General features: G+C 67.0%; 20 protein-coding genes. 8 read left to right on the plus strand and 12 right to left on the minus strand.

Annotation, left to right across the window (positions count from 1 at the left end):
* Nucleotides 1-13: 13 nt before the first annotated feature.
* Entirely contained in the window at nt 14-475 is a 462-nt protein-coding gene (locus tag C2R25_RS05465; RefSeq protein ID WP_103728199.1) for an Lrp/AsnC family transcriptional regulator, read from the minus strand.
* A gap of 107 nt (nt 476-582) precedes the next feature.
* On the opposite strand from C2R25_RS05465, the gene phhA reads away from it, so the two are divergent.
* The 4 genes from phhA to maiA all read left to right on the plus strand — a co-directional run bounded on the left by phhA (nt 583) and on the right by maiA (nt 3832).
* A complete protein-coding gene (phhA, locus tag C2R25_RS05470; protein WP_103728200.1) occupies nt 583-1437 on the plus strand; it encodes a phenylalanine 4-monooxygenase in 855 nt (284 codons plus the stop codon).
* Nucleotides 1434-2534, plus strand: a complete 1101-nt coding sequence (gene hppD / locus C2R25_RS05475) for a 4-hydroxyphenylpyruvate dioxygenase (RefSeq protein WP_103728201.1) — start codon at nt 1434-1436, stop codon at nt 2532-2534. Before phhA ends, hppD begins: the two co-directional genes overlap by 4 nt.
* A gap of 78 nt (nt 2535-2612) precedes the next feature.
* Nucleotides 2613-3170: a VOC family protein gene (locus C2R25_RS05480; RefSeq protein WP_103728202.1), complete on the plus strand. Its 558-nt coding sequence runs from the start codon at nt 2613-2615 to the stop codon at nt 3168-3170.
* Between the two features lie 5 nt (nt 3171-3175).
* A complete protein-coding gene (gene maiA, locus C2R25_RS05485) occupies nt 3176-3832 on the plus strand; it encodes a maleylacetoacetate isomerase (RefSeq protein ID WP_103728203.1) in 657 nt (218 codons plus the stop codon).
* A gap of 13 nt (nt 3833-3845) precedes the next feature.
* On the opposite strand, the gene C2R25_RS05490 is transcribed toward maiA, so the two are convergent.
* The 6 genes from C2R25_RS05490 to C2R25_RS05515 form a co-directional block, all read right to left on the minus strand.
* On the minus strand, nt 3846-4535 hold the full coding sequence (locus C2R25_RS05490) for an HAD family phosphatase (protein WP_103728602.1): 690 nt from the start codon (nt 4533-4535) through the stop codon (nt 3846-3848).
* A gap of 68 nt (nt 4536-4603) precedes the next feature.
* Nucleotides 4604-5866: an N-succinylarginine dihydrolase gene (locus C2R25_RS05495; RefSeq protein WP_103728204.1), complete on the minus strand. Its 1263-nt coding sequence runs from the start codon at nt 5864-5866 to the stop codon at nt 4604-4606.
* 8 nt (nt 5867-5874) lie between these two features.
* Nucleotides 5875-6885, minus strand: coding sequence for an arginine N-succinyltransferase (locus tag C2R25_RS05500; RefSeq protein WP_103728205.1), 1011 nt, complete (start codon nt 6883-6885; stop codon nt 5875-5877).
* The gene (locus tag C2R25_RS05505) at nt 6882-8099 is read right to left on the minus strand and encodes a hydrolase (RefSeq protein WP_103728206.1); all 1218 of its coding nucleotides are present in this window, start codon (nt 8097-8099) and stop codon (nt 6882-6884) included. The genes C2R25_RS05500 and C2R25_RS05505 overlap by 4 nt, the downstream gene beginning before the upstream one ends.
* Nucleotides 8096-9520, minus strand: coding sequence for a succinylglutamate-semialdehyde dehydrogenase (astD, locus tag C2R25_RS05510; protein WP_103728207.1), 1425 nt, complete (start codon nt 9518-9520; stop codon nt 8096-8098). The genes C2R25_RS05505 and astD overlap by 4 nt, the downstream gene beginning before the upstream one ends.
* A complete protein-coding gene (locus C2R25_RS05515) occupies nt 9517-10551 on the minus strand; it encodes a 2-oxoadipate dioxygenase/decarboxylase family protein (RefSeq protein WP_103728208.1) in 1035 nt (344 codons plus the stop codon). The genes astD and C2R25_RS05515 overlap by 4 nt, the downstream gene beginning before the upstream one ends.
* A gap of 271 nt (nt 10552-10822) precedes the next feature.
* Between C2R25_RS05515 and C2R25_RS05520 the strand changes: the two genes are divergently transcribed.
* The 3 genes from C2R25_RS05520 to C2R25_RS05530 are packed head-to-tail and all read left to right on the plus strand — an operon-like array spanning nt 10823 to nt 15499.
* Nucleotides 10823-13159, plus strand: coding sequence for a glycosyltransferase family 4 protein (locus C2R25_RS05520; RefSeq protein ID WP_103728209.1), 2337 nt, complete (start codon nt 10823-10825; stop codon nt 13157-13159).
* Nucleotides 13131-14441, plus strand: coding sequence for a glycoside hydrolase family 130 protein (locus tag C2R25_RS05525; RefSeq protein ID WP_233203775.1), 1311 nt, complete (start codon nt 13131-13133; stop codon nt 14439-14441). The genes C2R25_RS05520 and C2R25_RS05525 overlap by 29 nt, the downstream gene beginning before the upstream one ends.
* Complete coding sequence (locus C2R25_RS05530) at nt 14441-15499, plus strand: nitronate monooxygenase family protein (protein WP_103728604.1); 1059 nt, start codon at nt 14441-14443, stop codon at nt 15497-15499. The genes C2R25_RS05525 and C2R25_RS05530 overlap by 1 nt, the downstream gene beginning before the upstream one ends.
* A gap of 39 nt (nt 15500-15538) precedes the next feature.
* Here the strand turns inward: C2R25_RS05530 and C2R25_RS05535 are convergent, their stop codons facing one another.
* The 5 genes from C2R25_RS05535 to zwf all read right to left on the minus strand — a co-directional run bounded on the left by C2R25_RS05535 (nt 15539) and on the right by zwf (nt 23339).
* Nucleotides 15539-18346, minus strand: coding sequence for a phosphoenolpyruvate carboxylase (locus C2R25_RS05535; protein ID WP_103728210.1), 2808 nt, complete (start codon nt 18344-18346; stop codon nt 15539-15541).
* The gene (eda, locus tag C2R25_RS05540) at nt 18346-18972 is read right to left on the minus strand and encodes a bifunctional 4-hydroxy-2-oxoglutarate aldolase/2-dehydro-3-deoxy-phosphogluconate aldolase (protein ID WP_103728211.1); all 627 of its coding nucleotides are present in this window, start codon (nt 18970-18972) and stop codon (nt 18346-18348) included. Before eda ends, C2R25_RS05535 begins: the two co-directional genes overlap by 1 nt.
* Entirely contained in the window at nt 18972-19949 is a 978-nt protein-coding gene (locus C2R25_RS05545; protein ID WP_103728212.1) for a glucokinase, read from the minus strand. Before C2R25_RS05545 ends, eda begins: the two co-directional genes overlap by 1 nt.
* Nucleotides 19946-21760, minus strand: a complete 1815-nt coding sequence (gene edd / locus C2R25_RS05550) for a phosphogluconate dehydratase (protein WP_103728213.1) — start codon at nt 21758-21760, stop codon at nt 19946-19948. Before edd ends, C2R25_RS05545 begins: the two co-directional genes overlap by 4 nt.
* 136 nt (nt 21761-21896) lie before the next feature.
* Entirely contained in the window at nt 21897-23339 is a 1443-nt protein-coding gene (gene zwf, locus C2R25_RS05555; protein WP_103728214.1) for a glucose-6-phosphate dehydrogenase, read from the minus strand.
* 301 nt (nt 23340-23640) lie between these two features.
* Here zwf and C2R25_RS05560 point away from each other — a divergent pair, with 301 nt between their 5' ends.
* Complete coding sequence (locus C2R25_RS05560) at nt 23641-24627, plus strand: cell wall metabolism sensor histidine kinase WalK (protein ID WP_103728215.1); 987 nt, start codon at nt 23641-23643, stop codon at nt 24625-24627.
* Nucleotides 24628-24646 lie beyond the last annotated feature (19 nt).

Genomic DNA, 24646 nt, shown 5'->3' on the forward strand with positions numbered 1-24646 from the left:
CAGGAGCCGCCGGTCACGCCACCGGAAGGGAGCGCTTCTCCTTGATCGTCTCCAGGACGATGATCGATTTCACGTCGCGCACGCCCGGAATGCGCAGGAGCGTACGCAATGTGATCTGCGACAGATGCTCCACGTTCCGCGCCATCACCCGCACCAGATAGTCCATGTCCCCCGTCACCGCGTGACAGGCGATCACGTGTGGGTTCTCGGCAATGGCCTTCTCGAAGCGCGCGATGTTCTCATCCACGTGAGCGACGAGGTTGATGAGGACATAGGCTTCCAGTTCGAAACCCAGCAGGCGCGCGTCGAGGACAGGGGCATATCCGCGGATCACCCCCTCATCCTCAAGCCGCTTTATGCGCCGGCTTACCGGGGTGGCGGAAAGCGCCACACGCTCCGCCACCTGCGCCACCGGCATCCGCGCATCATCCTGAAGAGCGGCGATGATCCCGCGATCGAATTCGTCCAGCTGCATGTATCACCCCCATCCGACCTAACTTATGGTGGATTCCACTAATAGCACCGGCTGGGTGCGCTTCAATCCGCACGGAACTCGCGCCTGAGGTGTGGTACTCTTTTCGCATGAAGAAGCCCTGCACGCTCACAACCAGCAGCGGCCTTCGAGGAGAGTACGAAGGCGCCGCCGACGATTACACCGTCGGGCAGGACTGGCATGCCTACACGCCCGAGATGCACGACCGCTGGCGGCGTCTCTTCGCGCGGCAATCCGAGCTTGTACGGACGCACGCCTGCGCCTCCTTCGGTGAAGGGCTGGCCCGCCTCGATTGCAGCGCGGGCATCCCGCGCTTCGAGGACGCCAACGTCGTGCTCGAAGCGGCGACCGGATGGAGCCTCGTTCCCGTGCCGGGCTTCATCCCGGACGCCACGTTCTTCGATCATCTGGCACACCGGCGCTTTCCGGTGACGCGGTGGCTGCGCGAGGAGCATGAGCTCGATTACCTCGTCGAGCCGGACCTTTTCCATGACTTCTTCGGCCACGTGCCGATGCTGCTGGACCCGGCCATAGCCGATTTCCTGGAGCTGTACGGAAAGGCCGGCGCGCGTGCGCTGGAGATGAATGCGCTCGACATGCTGGCGCGTATCTACTGGTACACCATCGAATTCGGCCTTGTGCGCGAGGATGGCGGACTGCGGGTGTTCGGGGCGGGCATCATGTCCTCCTCGGGCGAAACACGCTACGCGATCGAGGACTGCGAGGTGCTGCGCCTGCCCTTCGATCCGGTCCGCGTCATGCGAACCGGCTACATGATCGACAGCTTTCAGAAGACGTACTTCGTCCTCGACAGTCTGCCTCAGCTCATCGAATCGCTCGTGAGCCTCGATTTCGGCCCCATTTACGAAACCTGGCGGGATGAACCGCCAATCCCCGCCGGTGAACGGCTGGCGGGGGAAACACCTCTCGGAGCACCTGCATGACCGACCTGTTCGACAATCCCATCGGGCTCGACGGCTTTGAATTCGTCGAGTTCTCGGCGCCGGAAAAAGGCGTGCTGGAACCCGTGTTCGAGGCCATGGGCTTCACCCGCATCGCGCGGCACCGTTCGAAGGATGTCGAGCTCTGGCGGCAGGGCGCGATCAACTTCATCACCAATTACGAGCCGCACAGCCCGGCGTGGTTCTTCAGCCGTGAGCATGGCCCTTCGGCCTGCGGCATGGGCTTCCGGGTGCGCGATGCGCGCGCCGCATACGCGCAGCTTCTCGCCCGTTCGGCCGAGCCGGTCTCCGTCGCCACGGGCCCGATGGAACTGCACCTTCCCGGCATTCGCGGCATCGGCAACTCGATCATCTACCTGATCGACCGCTACGAGAAGGACGGCAACGGCGCTCTGTCGATCTACGACATCGACTTCGAGTACCTGCCCGGCGTCGATCGTCATCCCAAGGGTGCCGGATTCACGGACATCGACCACCTGACGCACAACGTCTACGGCGGGCGCATGGCCTATTGGGCGGACTACTACGAGAAGCTCTTCAACTTCCGCGAGATCCGCTACTTCGACATCAAGGGCGAATACACCGGCCTCACCAGCCGCGCGCTCACCGCCCCCGACGGCAGGATCCGCATCCCGCTCAACGAAGAGGCCGAGGGCGGCAAGGGCCAGATCGACGAGTTCCTCCGGGCCTTCAACGGCGAGGGAATCCAGCACATCGCCCTCATCTGCGACGATCTCATCGGCGCATGGGACAAGCTCAAGGCGCTCGGCGTGCCGTTCATGACCGCGCCCCCGGAAACGTATTACGAAATGCTGGAGGAACGCCTTCCCGGGCACGGCCAGCCGACCGAAGCGCTCAAGAGCCGGGGCATCCTGCTCGACGGGACCACGGACGGCGGACAGCCGCGCCTGCTGCTGCAGATCTTCGCCGAGGCGCGGGTCGGCCCGGTGTTCTTCGAATTCATCGAGCGCCGCGGCGACGACGGCTTCGGGAACGGGAACTTCAAGGCGCTGTTCGAAAGCATGGAGCGCGACCAGATCCGTCGCGGCGTGCTGAAGGTGGATGAGCCGGCCGAATAAGGCCGCTCGCCGAAACGAGGTTTGGGAGAGCCGGGCGGGTCCACGCAGATCCGCCCGCAACTTCCCGGGAGAGAGACGATGACGCAAGGCAAGGCCCCCACACTCGGCGGCATCCATCACGTGGCGTACCGCTGCCGCGACGCCAAGCAGACGGTGGATTTTTACCGCGACGTCATGGGCATGGATTTCATGCTGGCGATCGCAGAGGACACGGTGCCTTCCACGGGGGCGCCCGACCCCTACATGCACGTCTTCCTCGACTGCGGAGGCGGCAACGTGCTTGCCTTCTTCGAACTGCCGAACGCGCCCGAGATGGGACGGGATGAGGCAACCCCGGCCTGGGTGCAGCACATCGCCTTCAAGGTGGACAGCGAAGCCGACCTGCTTGCCGCCAAGACGAGGGCCGAGGCCGCCGGGCTGGATGTCATCGGCCCGACGCATCACGGCGTCTTCAAGTCGATCTACTTCTTCGATCCGAACGGGCACCGCCTTGAACTCGCCTGGCAGTTCGGCACGGCGGATCAGATGGAAAGCCTGCGCGCGGTTGCGGACGACATGCTCGACGAATGGGCGCGCACCCGCAAGGCGCCGCGTCATGCGGCCTGGCTGCACGAGAAGATCGCGGCGGAAAGCTGACCGCGATGGCTACGCCCCTTCGCCTTCACGGCTACTGGCGAAGCTCCACCACGTACCGGCTGCGCATCGCGCTCAAACTCAAGGGGCTGAATTACGAGCTTGTCCCCGTGAACCTGCTCGCTGCCGAGCAGCGGAGCGAGAGCTACCGGACGCTCAACCCCTTCGCGGGCGTCCCTGTGCTGGAAGCGGACGGCCATGCGCGGGCACAGTCGATGGCCGTTCTCGAATGGTTGGACGAGCGCTACCCGCAGCGACCCTTGCTGCCCTCGGACATCGAGGCGCGGTTCGTCGCCCGTGAACTCGGCATGGCCATCGCGACCGAACTCCACGCGCCGCTGAACCTGCCGGTGCTCCAATACCTCAGGCATGACCTCGGGCATTCGCAGGCGGAGGTGGACCGCTGGTATCATCGCTGGCTCGAAAAGACGCTGCAGGGCGTGGAGGCGCGGCTGAGGCAACGCGACACCGGCGAGTTCCTGTTCGAGGCTCCCGGCTACTTCGAATGCGTCCTGCTGCCCCAGCTCTACAACGCGCGGCGCTTCGCCTTCGATCTTGGCGACTACCCCCGGATCACGCGGATCGAGGCCGCGTGCCGTGACCTGCCCGAATTCCTCGCCGCGCATCCGGACCACCAGCCCGAAGCCGCCGCGCCTTCGTCCTGATCCGGGGGAAAAGTCAGCTTGCCGTGTCGGCGAGCAGAAGATCGCGCAGGGCGGAAAGGCTGGGCAGGACCGTCGCCCCCGCCAGTGTCATCTCCTCCGTCGCGGGCAGAAGGTCGGGCACCATGACCGTTGCGATGCCCGCTGCGATTGCGGAGCGCACGCCGGCATAGCTGTCCTCCACCGCCACGCAGTCCGCCGGCGCCATGCCGAGACGCTCGGCCGCGAGCAGATAAGGCTCCGGGTGCGGCTTGGGATGCGTCACGTCGCTGCGCGTGACGATCACGTCGAAGTAGTCCAGCAGCCCTGCCTTCTTCAGCCGCCGCTGCGCCAGAGTCCCCATCGTCGATGTGTTCAGCGCCAGCGGCACTCCGGCCTCGCGGAAATGGTCGAGGATCATGAGGGCGCCGGGGCGCAGCGGAATGCCTGCATCCACCGCCGCTTCGAACAGCACGCCCGCCTCGGTATAGAAGCGCGCGAGGGGGAACTCCGGACCGAGGCGTTCGGCCAGCATCCTCTCGTTCGCATCGCGGTTGATGCCCACCATCGCGGAGAGAACGTCTTCCGAAAGCGGCCAGCCGATCTGTTCGGCCGTTTTCGCATAGATGCGGTGCTGGGTGGCTTCAGTGTCGATCAGCGTGCCGTCCATGTCGAAGATGACAGCGCGGATCGGATCGGGAAGTCGGGGGCGGGTAGAAATTTCCATGTCTTCGATATGTGGCGCCATGTCTCAAGAACCAATGCAAATGCGCGAAGAGCGCGTGCGAAAAGCGCTCAGAAGGCGGGACGGTCCAGTTCGTCTAACCCAAGTTCGGCGCAGAGTGCGGCCCGCGCGGCCAGGCAGTCTGCCCAAAGCGCCGGGCTGCCGATGTCTTCCACCGCAATCTGCTCCGGCCAGAGGCGGGCCACCAGCGCCTCAATGCGGTCGAGCCTGTCCGGCGTGGCGAGGAAGCGGGGATCTATGGTCCCCGGGTCGGCTACCACCCGCAGGCGCAGGCAGGCCGGGCCGCCGCCGTTCGCCATGCTTTCGCGCAGATCGTGGACGAAGAGGTGGCGGATGGGGCCGTTGCCCGCCACGTGGGCCTCAAGCCAGCTCCAGACAGCGGGCGTCTCCTGCGCCTCGCCGGGGAGCACCAGCGCGGCCTCTCCGGATGGCAGCGTCACCAGCTGCGCGTTGAACAGGTAGGAGCGGATCGCGTCCGCGAGGCTGACCGCGCGGGCCGGGACCTCGACGATCTCGATCTCCGGCAGCTTGTCGCGCAGGCTGCCGTACAGGGCGTCACGCTCGGCAAATGCGAGTTCATGGGTGAACAGCACCCGTTCGTTGGCGACGGCCACGACATCGTTGTGAAAGGCGCCGGCGGCGATGGCTTCGTCCGACTGGCGAGCGAAGACCGTGCGTTCGGGGGCAAGGCCGTGCCGGCGGGCGACGGCCTCGCTCGCCTCGCGGTGCTGGCGCGCGGGGAAGGGACCGCCTGCGACGCCGTAGACGAAAACCTCGACGCCGGGCGCATCGTGATGCGCGCACAGGCGCATGTGATTGGCCGCGCCCTCGTCCCCGAACGGTGGGGGCACGGGTTCATGAACTGCAAAGTGCCGCTCGTCGGCGAAGGCGAGGCGAAGCTGCGCCAGCGTCTCTCGCCACTCATGGCTGCGGTGCGGCATCGTCACAAGGTTGGCGACCGTCAGGTGGCACCGCCCGTCTGCGGTATCCGGGGCGGGAGAGACGGTGGCCGCGTTCGCCGCCCACATGGAGGACGCGGAGAAAGCGTTGGCCCGCAGGCCGGGGGCGGCATCCTCCATGGTGGTGCCGAGCCGGCGCAACCAACCCGCGTCCGGGCGGCGCTGCGGCAGGAAGAAACCCTGCACCAGACCGCGTTCCAGGTTCGCGCGCATCTTGGCGATGCCCTGCAGGGCGGCGGCGCGCGGGGCCGACACCTTGCCAAAGTTGCGCGTGGACGCGAGGTTGCCGAGGCTCAGCCCCGCGTAGTTGTGACTGGGGCCGACGATGCCGTCGAAATTGATCTCGGTGCGCATGGGATCCCTCAGGCCGGAGCGTAAGTGATGCTGTCGCCGGTGCTTACGCCCAGCAGCGTGGCGGCGGCCTCGTCCAGCGTGCCGTCCGCACCGACACAGCCGAGGCAGGCGCGGAAGTCGGCCAGCCGGCCCGAGGCGATCAGGTGCGTGGGCTCACTCTCCGGGGCGGGCAGCAGGCGGGTGACCTCTTGCGTGCGCGCCTCCTGCACCGTGCGGATCTGGTCCGTCCGCGCGATCATGGTCGGGCCACCGTCGAAGATGTCGATGTAGTTCTGGAAGGCGAACCCCTCGCTCTCCAGCATGCGCATCGCCGGGCGGCCGGAGTAGTGCGGCTGGCCCATGACCTGCCGCGCGGCCTCGGAAAGCAGGGCGGTATAGATCGGGTGCTTGGGCATGAGATCGGCGATGAACTGGTTGCCGTGCCGCCCGTTGAACTCGTCCGCATCGCGGAAACTCATGTCGAAGAAGCGCCCGGCAAGCCCGTCCCAGAACGGCGAGTTGCCGGCATCGTCGATCGCGCCGCGCAGTTCGGCCAGGGTGGTGTCGGCAAACCGCGCGCGATGCATGGCGATGAACAGGTAGCGGCTGCGCGCAAGCAGCTTGCCGACGCCCGCTGAACGCTCGGTGGCGTCGAGGTACAGCCCGCCCACTTCGCTGGCACCGTCAAGATCGGTGGAGAGCGTCAGCATCTCCGCTCGGAAGGTGCGGTCAAGCTCCTTGGAATGCTGGGTGATGCGGCCGATGCGGTAGGAATAGAACGGCAGCTCCGTGCCGACCTGCGAGAACGCCTGACAGGTGCCGCGCACCTTTCCGGCCCGTGTGTCCTCGAGGATGAACACGAACAGGTCGTTGCCGATCTCGCCGTCGTCGCGCGCGAAGCTGCGGGCGGCGCGTTCCAGCTTGCCCTTCAGCGTGGGCCGGTCCGGCGGCAGGTTGGTGAAGCCGCCGCCCGTGCCCTTGGCCATGCGGTAGAGCGCCTCGATGTCACCCTCGCGGGCGGTGCGCAGAAGAAAGGTCAAGCGTGTACTCCGTTCCGGTCGAGGCGGTGCAGGACGAGGGCCGTGAGGCGGGCGCGCGCATCAAGCGAACTGGCGATCATGAACTCCTGCGGCGAATGAATCGCGCCGCCCAGCGCCCCCATCGTGTCCAGCACAGGGACCCCGCAGGCGGCGATGTTGTTGCCGTCGCACACGCCGCCGGTATCCTGCCAGCGCATCGGTTCGTCGCCCAGCTGGCCTAGGTCTGCGGCAGCCTTGCCGACGAGGGTGAACAGGGCCTCTGTCTGCGGCGTGATCGGCTTGGGCGGTCGCGAGATCTGGCCGTGAAGGTGGATCTGCACATCGTGCGTGACGCTTGCGTGCGCCACGGCTTCATCGACAAGAGCGCGGGCGATTTCGGCCAGTTCGGGAGAACGCGGGCGAAGGTTGAAGTGCAGGATCGCGAGGTCAGGCACCGTGTTGTTCGGCGCGCCGCCCTCGATACGGGCCGGATTGATGGTGAGGCCCTCCCGTATCCCAGCAGCGAGCCGCAGGGCCAGCTCGCTCGCCGCGAGGATGGCGTTGCGGCCGTCCTGCGGGTTGCGCCCGGCATGCGCGGAGCGGCCGGTGATGACGGCGGCGTAATTGCCGGAACCGGGCCGCGCCCGGGCCATGGAGCCGTCCGGCAGCCCCGGCTCGTAAGTGAGCGCCGCCAGCTTGCCTTGTGCGCGCTGCGCGATCAACGCGGCGGAGGACAGCGAGCCTGTCTCCTCGTCGCTGTTGATGAGCACGTCGTAGCCGAGCGAGGGAGCTGTCTGCTCGTAGGCAACAAGCCCTGCCAGCATCAGTGAAAGACCACCTTTCATGTCCGCCGTCCCGGGGCCGTTCAGCCGGTCTGCGTCGATCCAGCTGCAGGTCTGGAACGGGTGCTCGCGTGCATAGACCGTATCCATGTGCCCGGTGAGGAGGACACGCCGCTCCGCCTCCGGACGGACTGACAGGAGAAGATGGCGGCCGTGGCCCACCTCGCGAAGTTTGCCTTCCGCGTCGACCTTTTCGACAGGCGCGGGATCCACGAACCGGATGTCTCCGGGCAAGGCCGCGAAAGCTTCGGCGAGGCGATCGGCCATGGCGGCAAGCCCGGCCAGGTTGCCAGTGCCGCTGTTGATCGCAGCCCAGTCGAGTGTGCGATCGAGGATCGCTTCGCGCTCGATCGGCGCGAGCAGGTCCAGCTCCTCGACGGAGAGCGCGCTCACGGCTTCAGTCTGCCGCCGAGGGCGCCGGCGTTACCGGAGGCATCGGGTGCCTCGAAGCTGGCGACCGGGTACGCGCAGTAATCGGCGGCGTAGTAGGCGCTGGGACGGTGGTTGCCGCTCTCCCCCAGACCTCCGAACGGCATGGACCCGGCGGCGCCGGTAGTCGGCCGGTTGCGGTTGACGACGCCCGCCCGGCATTCGACGAGGAAGCGCTCCCACAGCGCATCGTCGCCGCTGATAAGCCCGGCGGAAAGGCCGAAGCGGGTGTTGTTCGCCGCCTCCATGGCGGCGGCGAAATCGGGCACGCGGCTGACCTGGAGGATGGGCGCGAAGATTTCCTCATCGGGCACGAACACGCCGGTCACGTCGAGCATTCCGGGAGTGACGAACGCGGCGGAACGGCCCTCGATCCCGGTGAAGGGGCGGATCACGCGGGCGCCGCGTCCGGCGAGATCGTCGAAGCAGGCCCGGGCGTTGGCTGCCGCGCCTTCGTGGATCAGGGGACCGATCCAGGGCTCGGGCGTCTCGTTCCACGCGCCTATGACGAGCCGGTCGGCAAGGGCGGCGACAGCCTGCACCAGCGCCTCGCCGAACGCGGTGTCGGGCACGATGAGGCGCCGCGCACAGGAACAGCGCTGGCCGGTGGTGATGAAGGCCGACTGCACGACAACCGAGGCGGCCTCCTCCACGTCGGCGGCGTCCCAGGCGACGAGCGGGTTGTTGCCGCCGAGTTCAAGCGCGAGGATGACGTCGGGCCGATCCGCGAAGACGCGGCGGAAGTGCGCGCCCGCAGCTGCCGAGCCGGTGAACAGCAGGCCATCGATGTGCCCGCCGATCAGTGCCTCTCCGGTAGCCCGGGCGCCCTGTATGCACTGGAAGACGTGGGGATGATCGACCAGCGCTTCGGCCCAGCAGTCGGCCATGGCGGCGCCCGTGGCCGGTGTCATTTCCGAAGGCTTGAACACCACCGTGTTGCCTGCCAGCAGGGCGGGGACGATGTGGCCGTTGGGCAGGTGGCCGGGGAAGTTGAACGGGCCGAGCACGGCCATCACGCCATGCGGCCGGTGGCGCAGCACCGCCTGGCCGAACGGCATGTCGCTGCGCTGTTCGCCGGCGCGCTCCGCCTGGGCCTTGATCGAGAGGCCCACCTTGCCGATCATGGACGCGACTTCGCCGCGCGCTTCCCAGAGCGGCTTGCCAGTCTCGCGCGCAATCGTCTGTGCAAGGGCGTCCTTGCGCTCCTCCAGCGTGGCGCGGTAGCGTTCGACCACTTCCACCCGCGCCGCGATGGGCAAGGCGCCCCACGCGGCAAAGGCCCGGCGGGCGCGCAGGAGGGCGGCCGCCACCGCGTTCGCGTCAGCGATCTCGCCCTCCCAGACCAGCGAACCGTCTGCGGGATCGAACGACTGGAGCGTGCTCATGCCTTGGCCCTCGTGACTGCAAAGATACCCGTCGCATTGCCGCTGTCGAACGTGAGATCGAGCAGGCCGGTGTCGGGATCGACATCGCGGGAGATGAATTCGTAGAACGAGCCCGGCACGTCGCGGACGGTCTCGCCGCCATCGGGCAGGCGGAACCGGCGCGCCACTTTATCGGCAAGGACGGCCGTCTGGCGCACCCGGCCGTTGCGGGAGACCTCGACAGTCGGCTTCAACGGGTAGCCGTCCGCCTTCAGCGCCTCGGCATGGGCGTCCACGTCCGGCACGCGCGTGGTCGCGTGGTTGAAGGCGTTGCCCTCGGTGGCGATCCATCCGCCTTCGCGGCTATGTTCCAGGAGTCGTTCGTAATCGGCGAGCGCAGGCACCGGATGCTGCCGATCGAACGCGCGCATGGCACCGCGCAGGATCGTTTCCGCATCGTCCAGCGAACAGTCGCCGTCGCGACCGATGGCGTCGATCGCAGCCCATTCCGCTTCCCCCAGGGGATCGGCGGACTGTCCGAAGATCGCTTCGGCCGCGGTCTGCGCGGGGGCGGCCAGCTGGTCGACGTGCAGTTCCGAGACGAAGAACTGTGGGATGGAGGCGGGCAGATCGGCGTGTACGTAGGCCCGACCCGTCATCGTAAGCGCGGGCAGGGGGTAAAGCCCGCGCACTTCGTAGCCCAGCGGTTCGAGGAAGCGCCCGAAGGCGCCGTGTCCGGGCGGCAGGCCCCCCGTGCTGCCGTCTATCGTGCGCAAGGCGCCGTGATCGAAGACGATCGGCTCGCCCGCCGCCCGCATTCGGCCGACATAGCGCGCCGCAGTCGGCACTCGCTGCAGCAGGTCGAGGAACAGCGCTGCGTTAAGGGCCATCGCCACCTGCGCCCGGCTTACCCGGCCCGGTCCCGCGCCGGGTATCGCAGAATCAATGGCAAGGGCGCGCACGGCCCAGGCCGCCTGCTCCGGCCCGGCCAGGCAAGCGGTGAGGCGTTCGATCGTGGCGCGGGTGTCGTCGTCGCGCGGTGCAGGAGCCATGTGTCCCCTCTCTGTTCATTTATTGCTGTGAAGGGCAACATAGGAAACGGATCGGACGTTGTCCAATGCGATGGAACCGCCGCGACTCCCTGCTGTTTCAGTCAAAGGCCGTGGGCTGGAAGCACGCGCGGCAAAGGGCGTTCTCAGGGGAGCCGGCCTCCACAGAACCGTTCTGGGTAACATCCTGCCCTTTTTTACGCACTTGCGGGAAACCGAATCGGCACCGGGGAATTGTCCGTGCAACAGTTCATCCCTCGTTCACGGTGTTCGAATGGCTAACTTGCCGCTTTCTCAGGATTTCGAATTCGGCCGCGAGGTGGCGGAGGTCCACTCGATCTTCGAGGCGACCGGCGCAACGCCCAAGCGTGGCATGCGCCTCGCGCTCATTGGAAACTTCGCTCCGCGCAAGTGCGGCATAGCGACGTTCACGACCGACATCTTCGAGAAGCTCGGGGCCTACCACCCCGAGATTACGGTCGATGTCCACGCGCTTGACGATCCGCGCCGGCCCCTGAGCTACGAGGGCGTCGCGAGCACCATCGTCTGTGACGATCCCGAAGCTTATTCCCGCGCCGCGCGCCGCATCAACGAGGCTGGTGTCGATGCGGTCTGGCTCCAGCATGAGTACGGCATCTTCGGCGGCCCCGATGGCGAGATGGTCACCCACTTCGTGGACCGCCTCGCCGCGCCGCTGGTGCTGACCCTGCATACTGTCCTGAGCGAGCCGTCGGAGCGGCAGCGCGCGATCATGCGGCACCTCATCACCCGCGCCTCGCGGATCATGGTGATGTCCAGCCGCGCCCGCGACCTGCTGATCTCGCATTACGAGGCGGGCCCAGGCCTCATCGAAGTGATCGAGCATGGCGCTCCCGATCGTCCTTTCGGCCGGCAGGACGAGTTCAAGGCGCGCTTCGGGCTGGAAGGGCGCAAGGTTCTCATGAGCTTTGGCCTGATCGGTCCAGGCAAGGGCCTGGAGCACGCGATCCGGGCACTTCCGAAGATCGTCGCCCGCCACCCGGAGGTGCTTTATCGCATTGTCGGCGCCACTCACCCGAACCTGGTGGCTGCGGAAGGTGAAGCCTACCGCGAAAGCCTCGAAGCGCTGGCGCGCGAGCTTGGCGTCGCGGATCATGTCGGCTGGGAGAACCGGTTCCTCCAGACGGACGAACTGCTGGACCAGCTGGAAGCATCCGACATCTATCTCACGCCCTATCCGGGCCTGCAGCAGGCGACTTCGGGTACGTTGAGCTATGCCGTTGCCCTGGGCAAGGCGGTGATTTCCACCCCTTACGTCCATGCGCGCGAACTGCTGGCCGGCGACGCCGGCCTTCTGATCGAGCCGAACTCCAGCGACACGATCGCGCAGGCTGTCATTACCCTGCTCGATGATCCGGAAGCTATGACGGCGATGCAGCGCCGCGCCTATGCGCGGGGCCGCGAAACGATCTGGCCGCGGTTCGCCAGCGCGTCGGCCCAGCTGGTGACCAAGGCCGTGGCACCTGAACCGGTCGTGCCGCCGGTGACGGCAATCCCCGGGCTGTCCGCCGTTCTGGCGATGAGCGATGCCACGGGCATGCTCCAGCATTCCGTGGGCGTCGTGCCGGATCGCCGCCACGGCTACTGCCTGGACGACAACGCGCGTGCGCTCATGCTGATGAACGTGGCCGAGGGCATCTCGGTTGGCGAGAGGATGAAGTGGAGCCTGGCCTACGCCGCTTTCATCCAGTCCGCGTGGAATCCGGACCTGAAGCGCTTCCGCAACTTCATGCGTTTCGACCGCAGCTGGTGCGAGGACGAGGGGTCGGAAGATTCGAACGGCCGCGCGGTCTGGGCTCTCGGGCAAACGATCGAGCTGTCCCGCGACCCCGGCCTCGCGGATTGGGCGCAGGGCCTGTACGACGATGTCATTCAGGCTGTCGGTGCCCTCGGTTCCCCCCGCGCCACCGCCTTCGCCATGCTGGGCGCCTGCGCGGTGTTGCGCCGCGACCCGGCCCATGCCGCATCGCGCGCGCTGGTTGAACGCGGCGGCGACTTCCTGATGCGCCTTCTGGGTGAAGGGCGCCGTCCCGACTGGGCCTGGTTCGAGGCCGTGCTCGGCTACGACAACCCGCGCCTGTCCCAGGCGCTGATCGAAGCGGGCATCGCCATGGAGCAGGAGCACTGGATCGGTGCAGGACTTGAAACCCTGCAGTGGATCTGTGCGCAGCAGGTTTCGGCACGGGGCCAGTTCCGCCCGATCGGATCGGAAAGCTTCCACAAGGCGCACAGCTACCTGCCGTTCGACCAGCAGCCGCTTGAGGCGCAGGCGGCGGTGGAGGCAGCCCGCACCGCCTGGCGCGCGACTAGCGGCGCCTTCTGGCGCAAGCATGCGATGATCGCCTGGCGCTGGTTCTTCGGCGGCAACGATCGCGGGGTCGTGCTCGCCGACCTCGCCACGGGCCGCTGCCGCGACGGCGTGACCCCGCGTGGCGCCAACACGAATTGTGGCGCGGAATCGATCCTGGCCTTCCAGTTGTCGCATTATGCGCTCATGGAACTGGTCACGTCATCGACGCCCCGCCCAGGGGAAGGAGGACTGTTTGAACCGGCCCGAAAACGCCTGGTCTGAACCGCTACGCATATTCGACACGCGCCTGCACGCTGACCCCTCACGAGTGGTCATCCGCCCGTTCCACCTGGGCTGGCAGGCAAAGAACGCCCGTGACGGTCGCGCCATGCGGCTGGTCCTGGACGTGGCGGCGCTCAGTGAGGAGCGTGCGCGGCTCGAGTATGCGCGTGTCCTTGCCGACTTCAAGGAGAGACACTGGCAGACGGAGTGCATCTTTGCCGAACGCTTCAAGGAAGTGGCGGCAAATCTCGCGCTCGATCCGGCAGACTACTCGGAGACGAAGCAGCGGCTGATCGGTTCGTACTTCTGCCACGAATACACGTTCGCGGCGGCGGCACTGATGAATCCCTCGATCGTCCCTTCGCCGGACCAGTCCGGTCTGCAGGACGATTGCGTGCGCTTCATCATGTCGCTGCGGGCAGTGGGCGAGGGGCACATCAGTTCCATCGCTTTTCGCGAAGGTATCGCGGAGTGCGACGGCGATTTCCGCCTCTGGCCCCAAGCCGCCTTCGCGACGTCGGTCGAGTTGGACGAGGAGGAACTGGTCGACGCCGATTGCTGCGTATCGGTGCATCGCCATGCGGACTCCAGTCTATCGAACACCGTCATCTTCCCCATTACCGAGCAGCAGCGCGGCGGACTGGAAGACCTGCGGCTGGTGCGCTTCGACCATGGCGGGGGCGATTACGAGTGGGTCGGCACGTACACCGCCTATTCCGGCAGTTCGATCCGTTCCGAACTCCTGCGCACGCGGGATTTCCGCCGCTTCGATCTGGAGCCGATCCTCGGCAAGGCGGGACGCAACAAGGGCATGGCCCTGTTTCCGGAGAAGATCGACGGGCGCTACACCATGGTCGGGCGGCAGGACGGCAAGAACCTGTTCCTCCTGCGTTCGGACCAGCTCAACGTCTGGGATGACGACGGCATCCTGCTGATGGAGCCGAAATTTCCCTGGGAGTTCATCCAGATCGGCAACTGCGGCAGCCCGATCCTGATCGACGAGGGCTGGCTCCTGTTCACGCACGGCGTGGGGGCGATGCGCAAGTATTCGCTAGGATGCGCCCTGCTGGACCGGGACGACCCGAGCAAGGTCCTGGCCCGCACCACCGAACCTGTGCTCACGGCTGAGAATGCCGACAGGTCCGGCTATGTGCCCAACGTGATCTATACGTGCGGCGCGCTGAAGGTGGGTGAGCGGCTGCTGATCCCCTATGGCATTTCCGATAGCACCGTGGGCTTTGCAACCTGCGAGATCGACGGCCTGCTGGGCCTGATGGAGTGATCCCGATGCTGGAGCGGCTTGGCCTGGACCTGCCCCTGATACAGGCCCCGATGGCAGGCACGAGCACGCCGCTTCTGGCGGCCGAAGTCTCCAACGCGGGAGCGCTCGGTTCAATCGCCCTGGGGGCAGGCAACGCGGCCGATGCCCGTGTAGCCATCGACGAACTGCGGGCCCGTACCACGCGGCCCTTCAACCTCAACCTCTTCGTCCATCAGGCTCCGGTGGCGGATCCGGAACGGGAGGCGGGCTGGCTGGACTGGCTGCGCTCCCTCTTCGTGGAATTCGGGGTCGAGCCGCCCGCCGCCCTGCAGTCGCCGTACGCGAGTCTGGCCGAAGATGCCGAACTGCTGGCTCTCGTCGTCGAGGCGGCGCCCGCCGTGGCCAGCTTCCATTTCGGCCTGCCGGACGCGGAGGCTGTGTCCGCCCTGCACGAACGCGGCGTGCTCCTCCTCGCCACCGCCACCAACCTTGCCGAGGCACGGGCGATCGAGGCGGCGGGGCTGGACGGAATCATCGCGCAGGGTATCGAGGCGGGCGGCCACCGTGGCATGTTCGATCCCGCGGCAACAGACCCGCAGCTTGGCACCGTGGCGCTGACGCGGCTGCTTGTCCGTGAAACCGGGCTTCCCGTCATCGCGGCGGGCGGGATCATGGACGGTGCGGGCATCGCGGCGGCACTGGACCTGGGCGCGGCTGCCGCACAACTCGGCACCGCCTTCGTCGCCTGTCCGGAATCGGCTGCCGACGAATCGTACCGCGCGGCCCTGATGGGGCCGGGCGCTTACGAGACGACACTGACGCAGCTTGTCTCCGGCCGACCCGCCCGGGCGCTGGCAAACCGCTTCACCGCGCTTTCCGCGCGGGTGGGGGAGCGGCGGCCACCGGACTATCCCATCGCCTACGATGCGGGCAAGGCGCTCAACGCCGCCGCCAAGGCGAAAGGCGAGCATGGTTTCGGCGCGCACTGGGCCGGACAGGGTGCGCCGCTGGCCCGCGCCATGCCCGCCGCCCAGCTTGTGGCGACCCTCAGCGCCGAACTGCACGCCGCCCGCCGCTGACGGGCCAAAGCTCCCGCCGCGACAGGCTGCGCCGCCAACTCAGCCGTGAGCGCCGAACTCGTTCGCCAGCGCCGTGGTGATCCGCAGGGACAGCGCATAGGACCGCGCTATGGGATCGATGAAGTCCTTGTGGATCTGTGCGTACCCCGTCGCGCTTGAATCCGGGTAGTCGCTCGGCGCGTCCACCGCGAAATCGTTGATCGATGGGAAATGCACCGGAAAGGCGCGGCGCAGTTGCGCCAGCCCGTCCTCCACCCGCAGGGTGAAGAACATCTCCAGCACGTCCTCCCGGCTGATGTCGTTGGCGCGGCTGAACTGTGGCACCATGACCGCGCGCAGGAACATGTGCTGGAACAGCGCAATCCGCAGCGCCTGCAACACGCCGAGCGACCGGCGCGTGTGCTCCCGGTCCTTCAGGGGTGCTTCGTCCGGGATGAGTTCGAGCAGCCGGTGCAGCTTCAAGGCATCGACGCGAAGCCTTGAGGCGAGGCGGCGGTAGACCCCGGTCCGGTCGTCCTTGGTGAGGTATTCGGCCAGCTTGAGGCAGGCGTCGGCGATGGTCTCCTCCCCACCGCGATAGGGGCGGCTGGCCCAGTATGCCGAATTGAACAGCTCGCCATAGGCCGAGACAGTCTTGATCGAGGCGAGGGCGTTGGCGGCGCGGGCAAGGCGCACGATCTGCCGCCCGCGCGCGCTTTCCCGCAGCAGCGCCGCGATTTCCTCGCGGTTGCCGTCCGCCGCCGTGCCGATGCCGGCAATGACGTTCACGGGGTAGCCAAGCTGCTGGAGGATGGCGTTGTGCGGAATGGCGCGGATCTGCCTCAGGCTCATCGTGCGGTCGGACGCGAGATCCGACTGGCGCCGCGATTTGCGGCTGCCGGTGTCGTTGAGCAGGCCCAGCCCGAACGCGGTTATTGCGCGGCTGTAAGTCGCGCTTTCAAGATGCTGGTGCTGGACCGCGCGGATGGCGCGGTAGAAATCGAGGCTGAGATCGGTGCGGCGGTAGAACAGGTCCGTGGGTGCATCGACATCCGCTTCCCACAGCGGGCGTTCGGCCATGCGGGTGAGCGTTGCCAGCGCAAGTTCGTCCGAGCCGAACCAAAGGTAGCCGTCGCCACCCTGGAAGCTGACTTCCGGCTCCAGCCGGATGCCTGCGCGCAGGAAGCGCCGGCGAGCCCATGGCGACATCTGCCAGTGGAACCGGTCGTCGATGCTGGAGGGATGGCAGCCGCGCCCCATCGATTCGCCGCCGGTGTTGAAGATCAGCGCGGCCACGTCCGACAGGCCGTTGGCGGCCATGGCTTCGGAGAGGCGGCCCTGCAGACGCTCGATCGCGAGCGCGGCGGGCACCTGGCCGACGAACCGGCCGGCGTCGGAAAAGCCGGTCTGGATCGAGACGCGGCCTCGCTTGCGCGCATAGTCACGATAGGCCGGCTCAGCCAGCACGGCGTCGAGGAAGCGGCCGCCGTGTTCCAGCGCGCTTTCCGTTTCGAACAGCGGCGACACATCGACCTTGTCGTCGATCCCGAACATGCGGGCGAAGTAGAGCGCGGCGAGCACCGTCGTCGGTTCTTCGCATTCGGCCACGAGCATCCGTATCGGCGCATCGCCGTCGATATGGCCAAGGATCTGGGCCATCGCGAGGAACTGGCGCACGGCGGTCGAATTCTCGATCGCGAGCGCGGCGAAGTTGGAGCGGAGCGGCTTCACTTCGGCAAGCAGTTCACGCATCCGCACCAGCGCCGCTTGGCTGGCAAGGCTGAGCTTGCCGTCCGGATCGATGCGGCGGCGGATCGCGTTCTGAAGCTGGGAGGCGTTCACGCGGAAGTGAATCCAGCCCATGCCAAGACCATCAGCCCGCATCGCGGCGGCGGTGACGAGGAGGGCGCGGGCCTGCGCCTGATCGGCGTGGCGGGCCTCTTCCTCAAGCCGGGCGATGATGGGTTCGAGACTGACGATCTTGTCCGCGTGATCGGCGGTCAGGCCGTTCGCGGCGGCGGACAGCGCGTCGGGATCGGTGAGATCCTGGCTGAAGGCACTTGCCAGCTCGGCCGTGTGGGCGTGGGCACGCTCAAGCTGCTGCGCGATGTCGGGCGCGGCCTTGTCCAGCGCCATGGCATAGCCTTCGAGGCGCTGGGCCTTCTCTTCCAGCCGGTAGCGGATCGAGGTGGACCACGAGATGTCCGTGCGCCCGTCCATGTCGTAGCCGACCCAATGCGCGAACCGCACAGGCATCGGGCTGAGGCCCTTCCAGCGCTTCGGCCAGCGCGCGGCGGCCTTGTCGAACAGGCGGGCGTTCATCCGGTCACGCGCCTTCTGGCCTCGTGCGAGGGCGGCCATGGCGGCGGCGTGCTCGTAGTCGAGGGTGATCGTGTCACGCCCGGAAGAGGCCGCGCAGACCGAGGCGTCACTGAAGTCCCCGCTGGAGGCAGAGACCGCCACCGCCTCGCTCTGTGCGGCGCTCAGCAGGAAGGTGGGGTGCGCGGTAAAGACGACATGCGCCGCCGGGCGCTGCCATCGGGCAGCGAAGGCGTTGAAATCGTCGTCGTCTCCGGCCTCGTCCGCCAGTTGGTCCAGCGCCCTGTCGTTTTCCCCAAGAGGCAGGGTGCCGAGAATCCGATCAAGCCGGGCGGCCCGGGCGCGCAGCCCCTCGCACTCCATCTCGGCGACAAGCGCTTCAATGTCGTCAAGGGCCATGCTGCCGTCTTCCAGCAACCGCGACAGTTCCAGGCCAAGCTGGAACACCGGGTTGAACAGCGGGCTGGTCGCGGTGAGCTTGTGCAGTTCCTGCAGGCGCGCCGTCAGCTGGTCCACCGTGCGCAGCGCCGGCTGCCCCCCGGCGCCCATCAGCGCGCCAGCCCCGCAGCAGCGCGAGCGGCGGCCTCGATCTGCGCCACGTCCGGCTTGCCCTTGGGAACCATCCAGCTTCCGCCGACGCAGATTACGGCATCGAGCGCCAGCCATTCCGGCGCGTTCTGCGGCGTGACGCCACCCGTCGGGCAGAATTTCGCGGCGGCGAGGGGAGCGGAAATGGCCTTGAGCGCCGACGGGCCTCCCGCCGCCATGGCGGGGAAGAACTTCAGCCGGTCGAACCCGCATTCGAGCGCGAACATGATGTCGCTGGCGTTAGCGGTGCCCGGCAGGAAAGGGATCTTGGACTTGTAGGCGGCTTCGGCGAGGTTCGGCGTCAGCCCGGGGGAGACGATGAACTCGGCTCCGGCGTCGACCGAGCGCTTGAGGTCGTCCGGCGTGAGAACCGTGCCGGCGCCGACGACGGCGCCCGGTACCTGCTTCATTACCCGTATGGCCTCAAGCGCGCAGTCTGTGCGCAGCGTCACTTCCAGCGCGGGCAGCCCCCCGGCGACAAGCGCTTCGGCGATCGGCCGTGCATGCTCGATGTCCTCGATCACCAGCACCGGGATGACCGGGGCGAGGCGCATGACCTTTTCGACGGCTTCGGATTGCGTGGTCATTACTGAAGATGCTCCCTGGCGAAGGCGGCCGCAGCGCCGAAGAGGCCCGGCTGCGGATGAGTGATGAGCTTGACGGGCATCCTGGCCATCAGGCCGGCGAAGCGACCCTTGGCGCGGAAACGCTCGGCGAAACCGGACGAGCAGATCGTCTCGCGGATGCGGTAGCCAAGCCCGCCGGCGATGACGACGCCGCTGGCGCCATGGGCGAGGGCGTAGTCGCCCGCCGCCGCGCCGAGAGCGAGGCAGAAACGGTCCACCGCCGCGGCGGCAAGGCTGTCCTCGCCCGACATGCCGGCGGTCCAGATCTCGACGTCGGTCTTCTCGTAGATTGCCTTGTGCTCCATGGCGGCGAGCGTTGCGTAGATGTCGACGATGGCCGGGCCGGAGACCACGCGCTCCACCGATACGCGGTTGTGGCGCTTTCTCAGCCGGGCGAGGATGGCATCCTCGATGACATCGAGTGGCGCGTAGTCGATGTGCCCGCCCTCGGTCGCCTGGACGTGATAGCCGCCCCGACCGTCGCGGTAGAGATGCGCCACTCCAAGGCCCGTGCCGGGGCCAAGCACGCTCAGTGTACCGGTTGGGGGCAGCGCGCCTTCGGGGCCGGTGAGGTGGAGGAAGTCGCCCTCATCCGCCGTGGCAACGGCGTGGCCGACCGCCTCGAAGTCGTTGACGACGGTTTGACGCCTGGGGCCGAGCATCTCCTGGATCCGTGCCGGGCGCAGGATCCAGGGGTTGTTGGTGAAGCGGATCACTTCATCGCCGACCGGGCCGGCAACCGACATGGCGACCGCCTCAGGAAGGGTGCCCCCCTGCAGATCCCGGAAGGCCTGCCACGCCAGCTGGAAACTGCCATGGTCCTTGGTGTGCAGCGTCGCAGGCTCGGCCAGCGTGATCTGCCCATCGTTGGCAATGGTTGCGATGGCGAAGCGTGCGTGCGTGCCGCCGATATCGACGGTGACGATCTCAGTGCTCACAGGCCGGCGACCTCCAGCATGGAGGACCCGCCGTGCTCGGCGCTGGAGGCGTTGAGGCGGAACATGGCGAAGAGCTCGCGCCCGGTGCCGAACGCGGGAGGCGGCGGCGGTGCGGGGTCGCGCGTGGACAGGTCGGCGGTGGTGGAAAGGGTGCCGTCCTCGGCCGAGAGACGGACGATGTCGCCGTCGCGCAGGTAGGCGAGCGGGCCGTTGGCGAGCGCCTCCGGCGTTACGTGGATGGCGGCGGGGACCTTGCCGGACGCGCCCGACATGCGCCCGTCCGTGACGAGCGCGACCTTGTGGCCCCGGTCCTGCAGCACGCCCAGCGGCGGCGTCAGCTTGTGCAGTTCGGGCATCCCGTTGGCGCGCGGGCCCTGGAAGCGGACGACCACCACGACGTCGCGATCAAGCTCGCCCGCCTTGAAAGCCTTGGCGACGCCTTCCTGATCGTTGAACACGCGGCAGGGCGCTTCTATGGTCCAGCGTTCCTTGTCGACCGCGCTGGTCTTGAAGGTGCTGCGGCCGAGATTGCCCTGAACCAGGCGCATGCCGCCGTCCGGCAGGAACGGGGCGGAAACCGGGCGTAGCATCGTGTCGTCACCGCTTACGGCCGGGGCCGGCGTCCACGCGAGTTCGCCGTCGACCAGCACGGGTTCGTCGGCGTAGGCGCTCATGCCGCCTTCTGCCACGGTCAGGATGTCGGCATGGGCCAGGCCCGCGCCAAGCAGTTCGCGCACGACCCAGGCTATGCCGCCCGCCGCGTGGAAGTGGTTCACGTCACCCGCGCCATTCGGATAGGCGCGAGTGATGAGCGGCACCACGGCAGACAGCTCGTCGAAATCCTCCCAGGTGATCTGGATACCGCCTGCCCGCGCCATCGCGGGCAGGTGGATGGCATGATTCGTGGAGCCGCCGGTGGCAAGAAGGCCGGCGATGGCGTTCACGATCGCCTTTTCGTCCACCACCCTCGCCATCGGGCGGTAGTCCTCACCCTTGCGGGTGATCGCGGCGAGCCGCTGCGTGGCGGCGCGGGTGAGCGCGGTGCGCAGCGGCGTGTTGGGCGGGACGAAGGCGGCGTTGGGTATGTGCAGGCCCATCATCTCCATCATCATCTGGTTGGAGTTGGCAGTGCCATAGAAGGTGCAGGTTCCGGGCGAGTGATAGCTCGCGCTTTCGCTTGCCAGCAGTTCCTCGCGGCCGACCTTGCCTTCCGCGTAGAGCTGGCGGACCTTCTGCTTTTCCTTGTTGGAGATGCCGGTCGGCATCGGACCGCCCGGAACGAAGATCGCCGGTAAATGGCCGAAGCGCAGCGCACCGATGACGAGGCCGGGCACGATCTTGTCACAGATGCCGAGCAGCGCCATGCCGTCGAACATCGCGTGGCTGAGCGCGACGGAGGTGGACAGCGCGATGACGTCGCGGCTGAACAGCGACAGTTCCATCCCGTCGAAGCCCTGCGTGACGCCGTCACACATGGCCGGGACGCCGCCAGCCACCTGTGCGGTCGCGCCGACTTCCCGGGCGAAGAGCTTCATCTGTTCAGGGTAGCGGCCGTAAGGCTGATGCGCGCTCAACATGTCGTTGTAGGCGGTGACGATGCCGATGTTCACCGCGCGGGTGCCGGCGATCGTCGCCTTGTCCTCGCCAGCGGCGGCGAAGCCATGGGCAAGATTGGAGCAGGAAAGAAAGCTGCGATCGGAGTGCCGGTCGGTCTCGCGGGCGATCATGTCAAGATAGCGCGAGCGGCTGTCCCTGGATCGTTCGATGATGCGGTCGGTGACGCGCGCGACCACCGGGTGGAGGTTGGTCATGGTCTGCTCCTGATCATTCGCGACATCCGGCTTTGCTCCCGTCCCGCCTCTGCAGGGGGATGGTAACCGGTGTCAATCGCTATATTGTGCCCTATGCGGGCTTGGCACATGCAAAACTGGACATGGGCACGAGCGGTCACTCGTGCCAGGTCACTCCATCGCGTTCGGCAAGGGCAATCGCAGCCGACGGACCCCAGCTTCCCGCAGTGTAAGTTCTGGGCTCCTGCTGGTGTTCCTCCCAGCCGGCACGAATTGCATCGATCCATTCCCACTGCGCTTCCACTTCGTCCCGGCGGACGAAGAGGGTCTGGTCGCCCTCGATCAGGTCGAGCAGCAGCCGTTCGTAGGCGATGCGGCGCTGGCGATCGGCGAAGGCGTCAGGCGTGAGGATGGCGAGCGGCGTGGAGCGCAGGCCGTAGCCGTTGCGGTCCAGCCCGGGCACCTTTGTCATTAGCGAAAGGGTGATGTTCTCTTCCGGCTGGATCCCGATGACGAGCCGGTTTGGCACGGTCTTGGCGCCGCGCCCGTTGAAGATCGAGTGCGGAACCTTCCGAAACTGAACGACGATCTCCGTGGAGCGCTTGGGCAGGCGCTTGCCGGTGCGCATGTAGAACGGCACGCCCTGCCAGCGCCAGTTGTCGATGAAGGCCTTGATGGCGACGAATGTTTCCGTGCTGGAATCCTTGCCCAGTTCCTCGTCGTAGCCGGGCACGGCCTGCCCCGTGATCGCGCCCGCGCGGTACTGGCCCGTCACGGTTTCTTCCGGGCGGACCTTGCGCAGCGAGTGAAGGACCTTGACCTTCTCGTTGCGGATGCTGGTCGCATTGTACGAGACGGGCGGCTCCATGGCGACAAGCGCGAGGAGCTGCAGCATGTGGTTCTGGACCATGTCGCGCAGGGCGCCGCTGTCATCGTAGTAGGCGACGCGCGATTCCAGGCCCACCGTTTCGGAAACGGTGATCTGCACATGATCGATGTGCGCGGCGTTCCACAGCGGTTCGAACATGAGGTTAGCGAAGCGCAGCGCCAGGAGGTTCTGGACCGTTTCCTTGCCGAGGTAATGGTCGATGCGGAAGATCCGCTCCTCAGGGAAGGCGTGGGCGACGGCGTCGTTGATGACCTTGCTGGAGGCAAGGTCCACGCCGAGCGGTTTTTCCAGCCCGATGCGGACTTTTTCCCCGGTCAGCCCGCTTTTTTCGAGGCCCTGGATGGTGGGCTCGAACAGGCTGGGCGCGGTGGAGAGGAAGATCGACAATCCCTCCCGGGGCGTGCCGACCTTCTGTGCGAGAGCCTTGAAGCTGTCGGCGTCGTTCGCGTCGAGCGGCTGGTACGTCAACCGGTTCAGGAACTGAGCCATGCTGCCGCGCCGGCTGGCGGGCAGGAACTGCTCAAGCGCTTCACGCGCGAAGTTGCGGAAGCCCTGATCGTCGAAATCGGAACGGGCTGTGCCGATAATCTCGACGTCCTGGCCCAGGAGCCCTTCGGCGTCCAGGGCACAGAGCGAGGGGAGGAGCATTCTGCGCGAAAGATCGCCGGTTGCGCCAAAAAGGAGCAGGCGATCGGAAGTGAATTGCGTCACGGTTGCCTTTCCATCGGTCGGCTGCGCTCCTCCTCACAGCCGTGATGCATATACCCAGAGGTTCGGTGGTATTCGTCCACTAGTGCACGCGACCCACGCTGTTTTCACATAACAAACCCCCGGCGCCAAGGCTAGGTTGCTTGGATGCGGATGCAATGATTTTGCCGCCGCCGTGCCGCCAGACGTGGCTGCCGAGCGTCTTTTCGCTCCGCGTGAATACGAATGTTGCAACACCAGTGTCGCTGAAGCATGTCACGCGACGCGCAGCCACCACGGCAACGCCCAGAGCGAGAGAGAACCGATGAACAGCGAGGGCGTGCACCTCCTCGAACACCTGCAGACCCCGGCGATGATGATCGCGCGTGGGCAGGTGCGCTTCGCCAACGCGGCGGCGCAGTCTCTGCTGGGCGCGCATATCGTGGGGCAGGACGTGCGGATCGCCATACGCGAACCGCGCGCCGTGGCCACGATCCTGAGCCAGGAGGGCGGTCGCGCACAGGTGAAGGGGCTCTCCACCGGCGGGTCGATGTGGGAGGTCGACTGCAAGATCATCGGCCCCAACGAACGTCTCGTGAGCCTCTACGATCTGTCCGAGCGCATCAGCGTGGCCAAGTCCCACGCCGATTTCGTCGCCAATGCCAGCCATGAGCTGCGTACGCCGCTCGCCAGCGTGATCGGCTATTGCGAGACGCTGATGAACCCCAAGGCCGGCAATGACGAGGCGCTGCGCAACCGCTTCCTCGGCACGATCCGCCACGAGGCGCAGCGGATGCAGTCGCTGATCTCCGATCTCATGTCGCTGTCGCGGATCGAGGCGGTCAAGCATGAGGTGCCGTCCGACACCGTCGATATGGTCGCCCTGGCGCACGAGGTTGCCGGCGAATTCCGCGACGGCGCGAAAGTGGCGGTGCGGGAGAACTGCCGGGAGGCGCTGGTGGCGGGGGACCGGGGGCAGCTGTCCCAGGTGCTGCGCAACCTCATCGACAATTCCCGCAAGTACGCGCGGCCGGACGGCCCGGTCGAAGTCGCGGTCGAAGCCGCGAGCACCGGCTGGGTGCTCGTCACCGTGCGGGACGAGGGCGAGGGCATCCCGCCCGAACACCTCCCGCGCGTGACGGAGCGGTTCTATCGGGCGGACACCAGCCGCAGCCGCGCCGTCGGCGGTACGGGGCTGGGTCTGTCCATCGTCAAGCACATCGTCGAACGCCATCGCGGGCGCTTCGACCTGGAAAGCCGGCCGGGCCGGGGCACTACCGCCTCGCTGATGCTGCCCCTGCGCAAGGACTGATCCGCCCCCGCAGCCCGTA

The organism is Novosphingobium sp. HII-3 (assembly GCF_002916655.1).
GTDB classification, from domain to species: domain Bacteria; phylum Pseudomonadota; class Alphaproteobacteria; order Sphingomonadales; family Sphingomonadaceae; genus Novosphingobium; species Novosphingobium panipatense.

Bases quoted from the DNA above. Each gene is read 5' to 3' on its own strand.
- C2R25_RS05515 (WP_103728208.1), bottom strand. From the start codon at position 10,551: ATGGCTCCTGCACCGCGCGACGACGACACCCGCGCCACGATCGAACGC.
- C2R25_RS05490 (WP_103728602.1), bottom strand. From the start codon at position 4,535: ATGGAAATTTCTACCCGCCCCCGACTTCCCGATCCGATCCGCGCTGTC.
- maiA (WP_103728203.1), top strand. From the start codon at position 3,176: ATGGCTACGCCCCTTCGCCTTCACGGCTACTGGCGAAGCTCCACCACG.
- C2R25_RS05465 (WP_103728199.1), bottom strand. From the start codon at position 475: ATGCAGCTGGACGAATTCGATCGCGGGATCATCGCCGCTCTTCAGGAT.
- C2R25_RS05560 (WP_103728215.1), top strand. From the start codon at position 23,641: ATGAACAGCGAGGGCGTGCACCTCCTCGAACACCTGCAGACCCCGGCG.
- eda (WP_103728211.1), bottom strand. From the start codon at position 18,972: ATGACCACGCAATCCGAAGCCGTCGAAAAGGTCATGCGCCTCGCCCCG.
- phhA (WP_103728200.1), top strand. From the start codon at position 583: ATGAAGAAGCCCTGCACGCTCACAACCAGCAGCGGCCTTCGAGGAGAG.
- edd (WP_103728213.1), bottom strand. From the start codon at position 21,760: ATGACCAACCTCCACCCGGTGGTCGCGCGCGTCACCGACCGCATCATC.
- C2R25_RS05495 (WP_103728204.1), bottom strand. From the start codon at position 5,866: ATGCGCACCGAGATCAATTTCGACGGCATCGTCGGCCCCAGTCACAAC.
- hppD (WP_103728201.1), top strand. From the start codon at position 1,434: ATGACCGACCTGTTCGACAATCCCATCGGGCTCGACGGCTTTGAATTC.
- C2R25_RS05535 (WP_103728210.1), bottom strand. From the start codon at position 18,346: ATGGGCGCCGGGGGGCAGCCGGCGCTGCGCACGGTGGACCAGCTGACG.
- C2R25_RS05480 (WP_103728202.1), top strand. From the start codon at position 2,613: ATGACGCAAGGCAAGGCCCCCACACTCGGCGGCATCCATCACGTGGCG.
- C2R25_RS05520 (WP_103728209.1), top strand. From the start codon at position 10,823: ATGGCTAACTTGCCGCTTTCTCAGGATTTCGAATTCGGCCGCGAGGTG.
- astD (WP_103728207.1), bottom strand. From the start codon at position 9,520: ATGAGCACGCTCCAGTCGTTCGATCCCGCAGACGGTTCGCTGGTCTGG.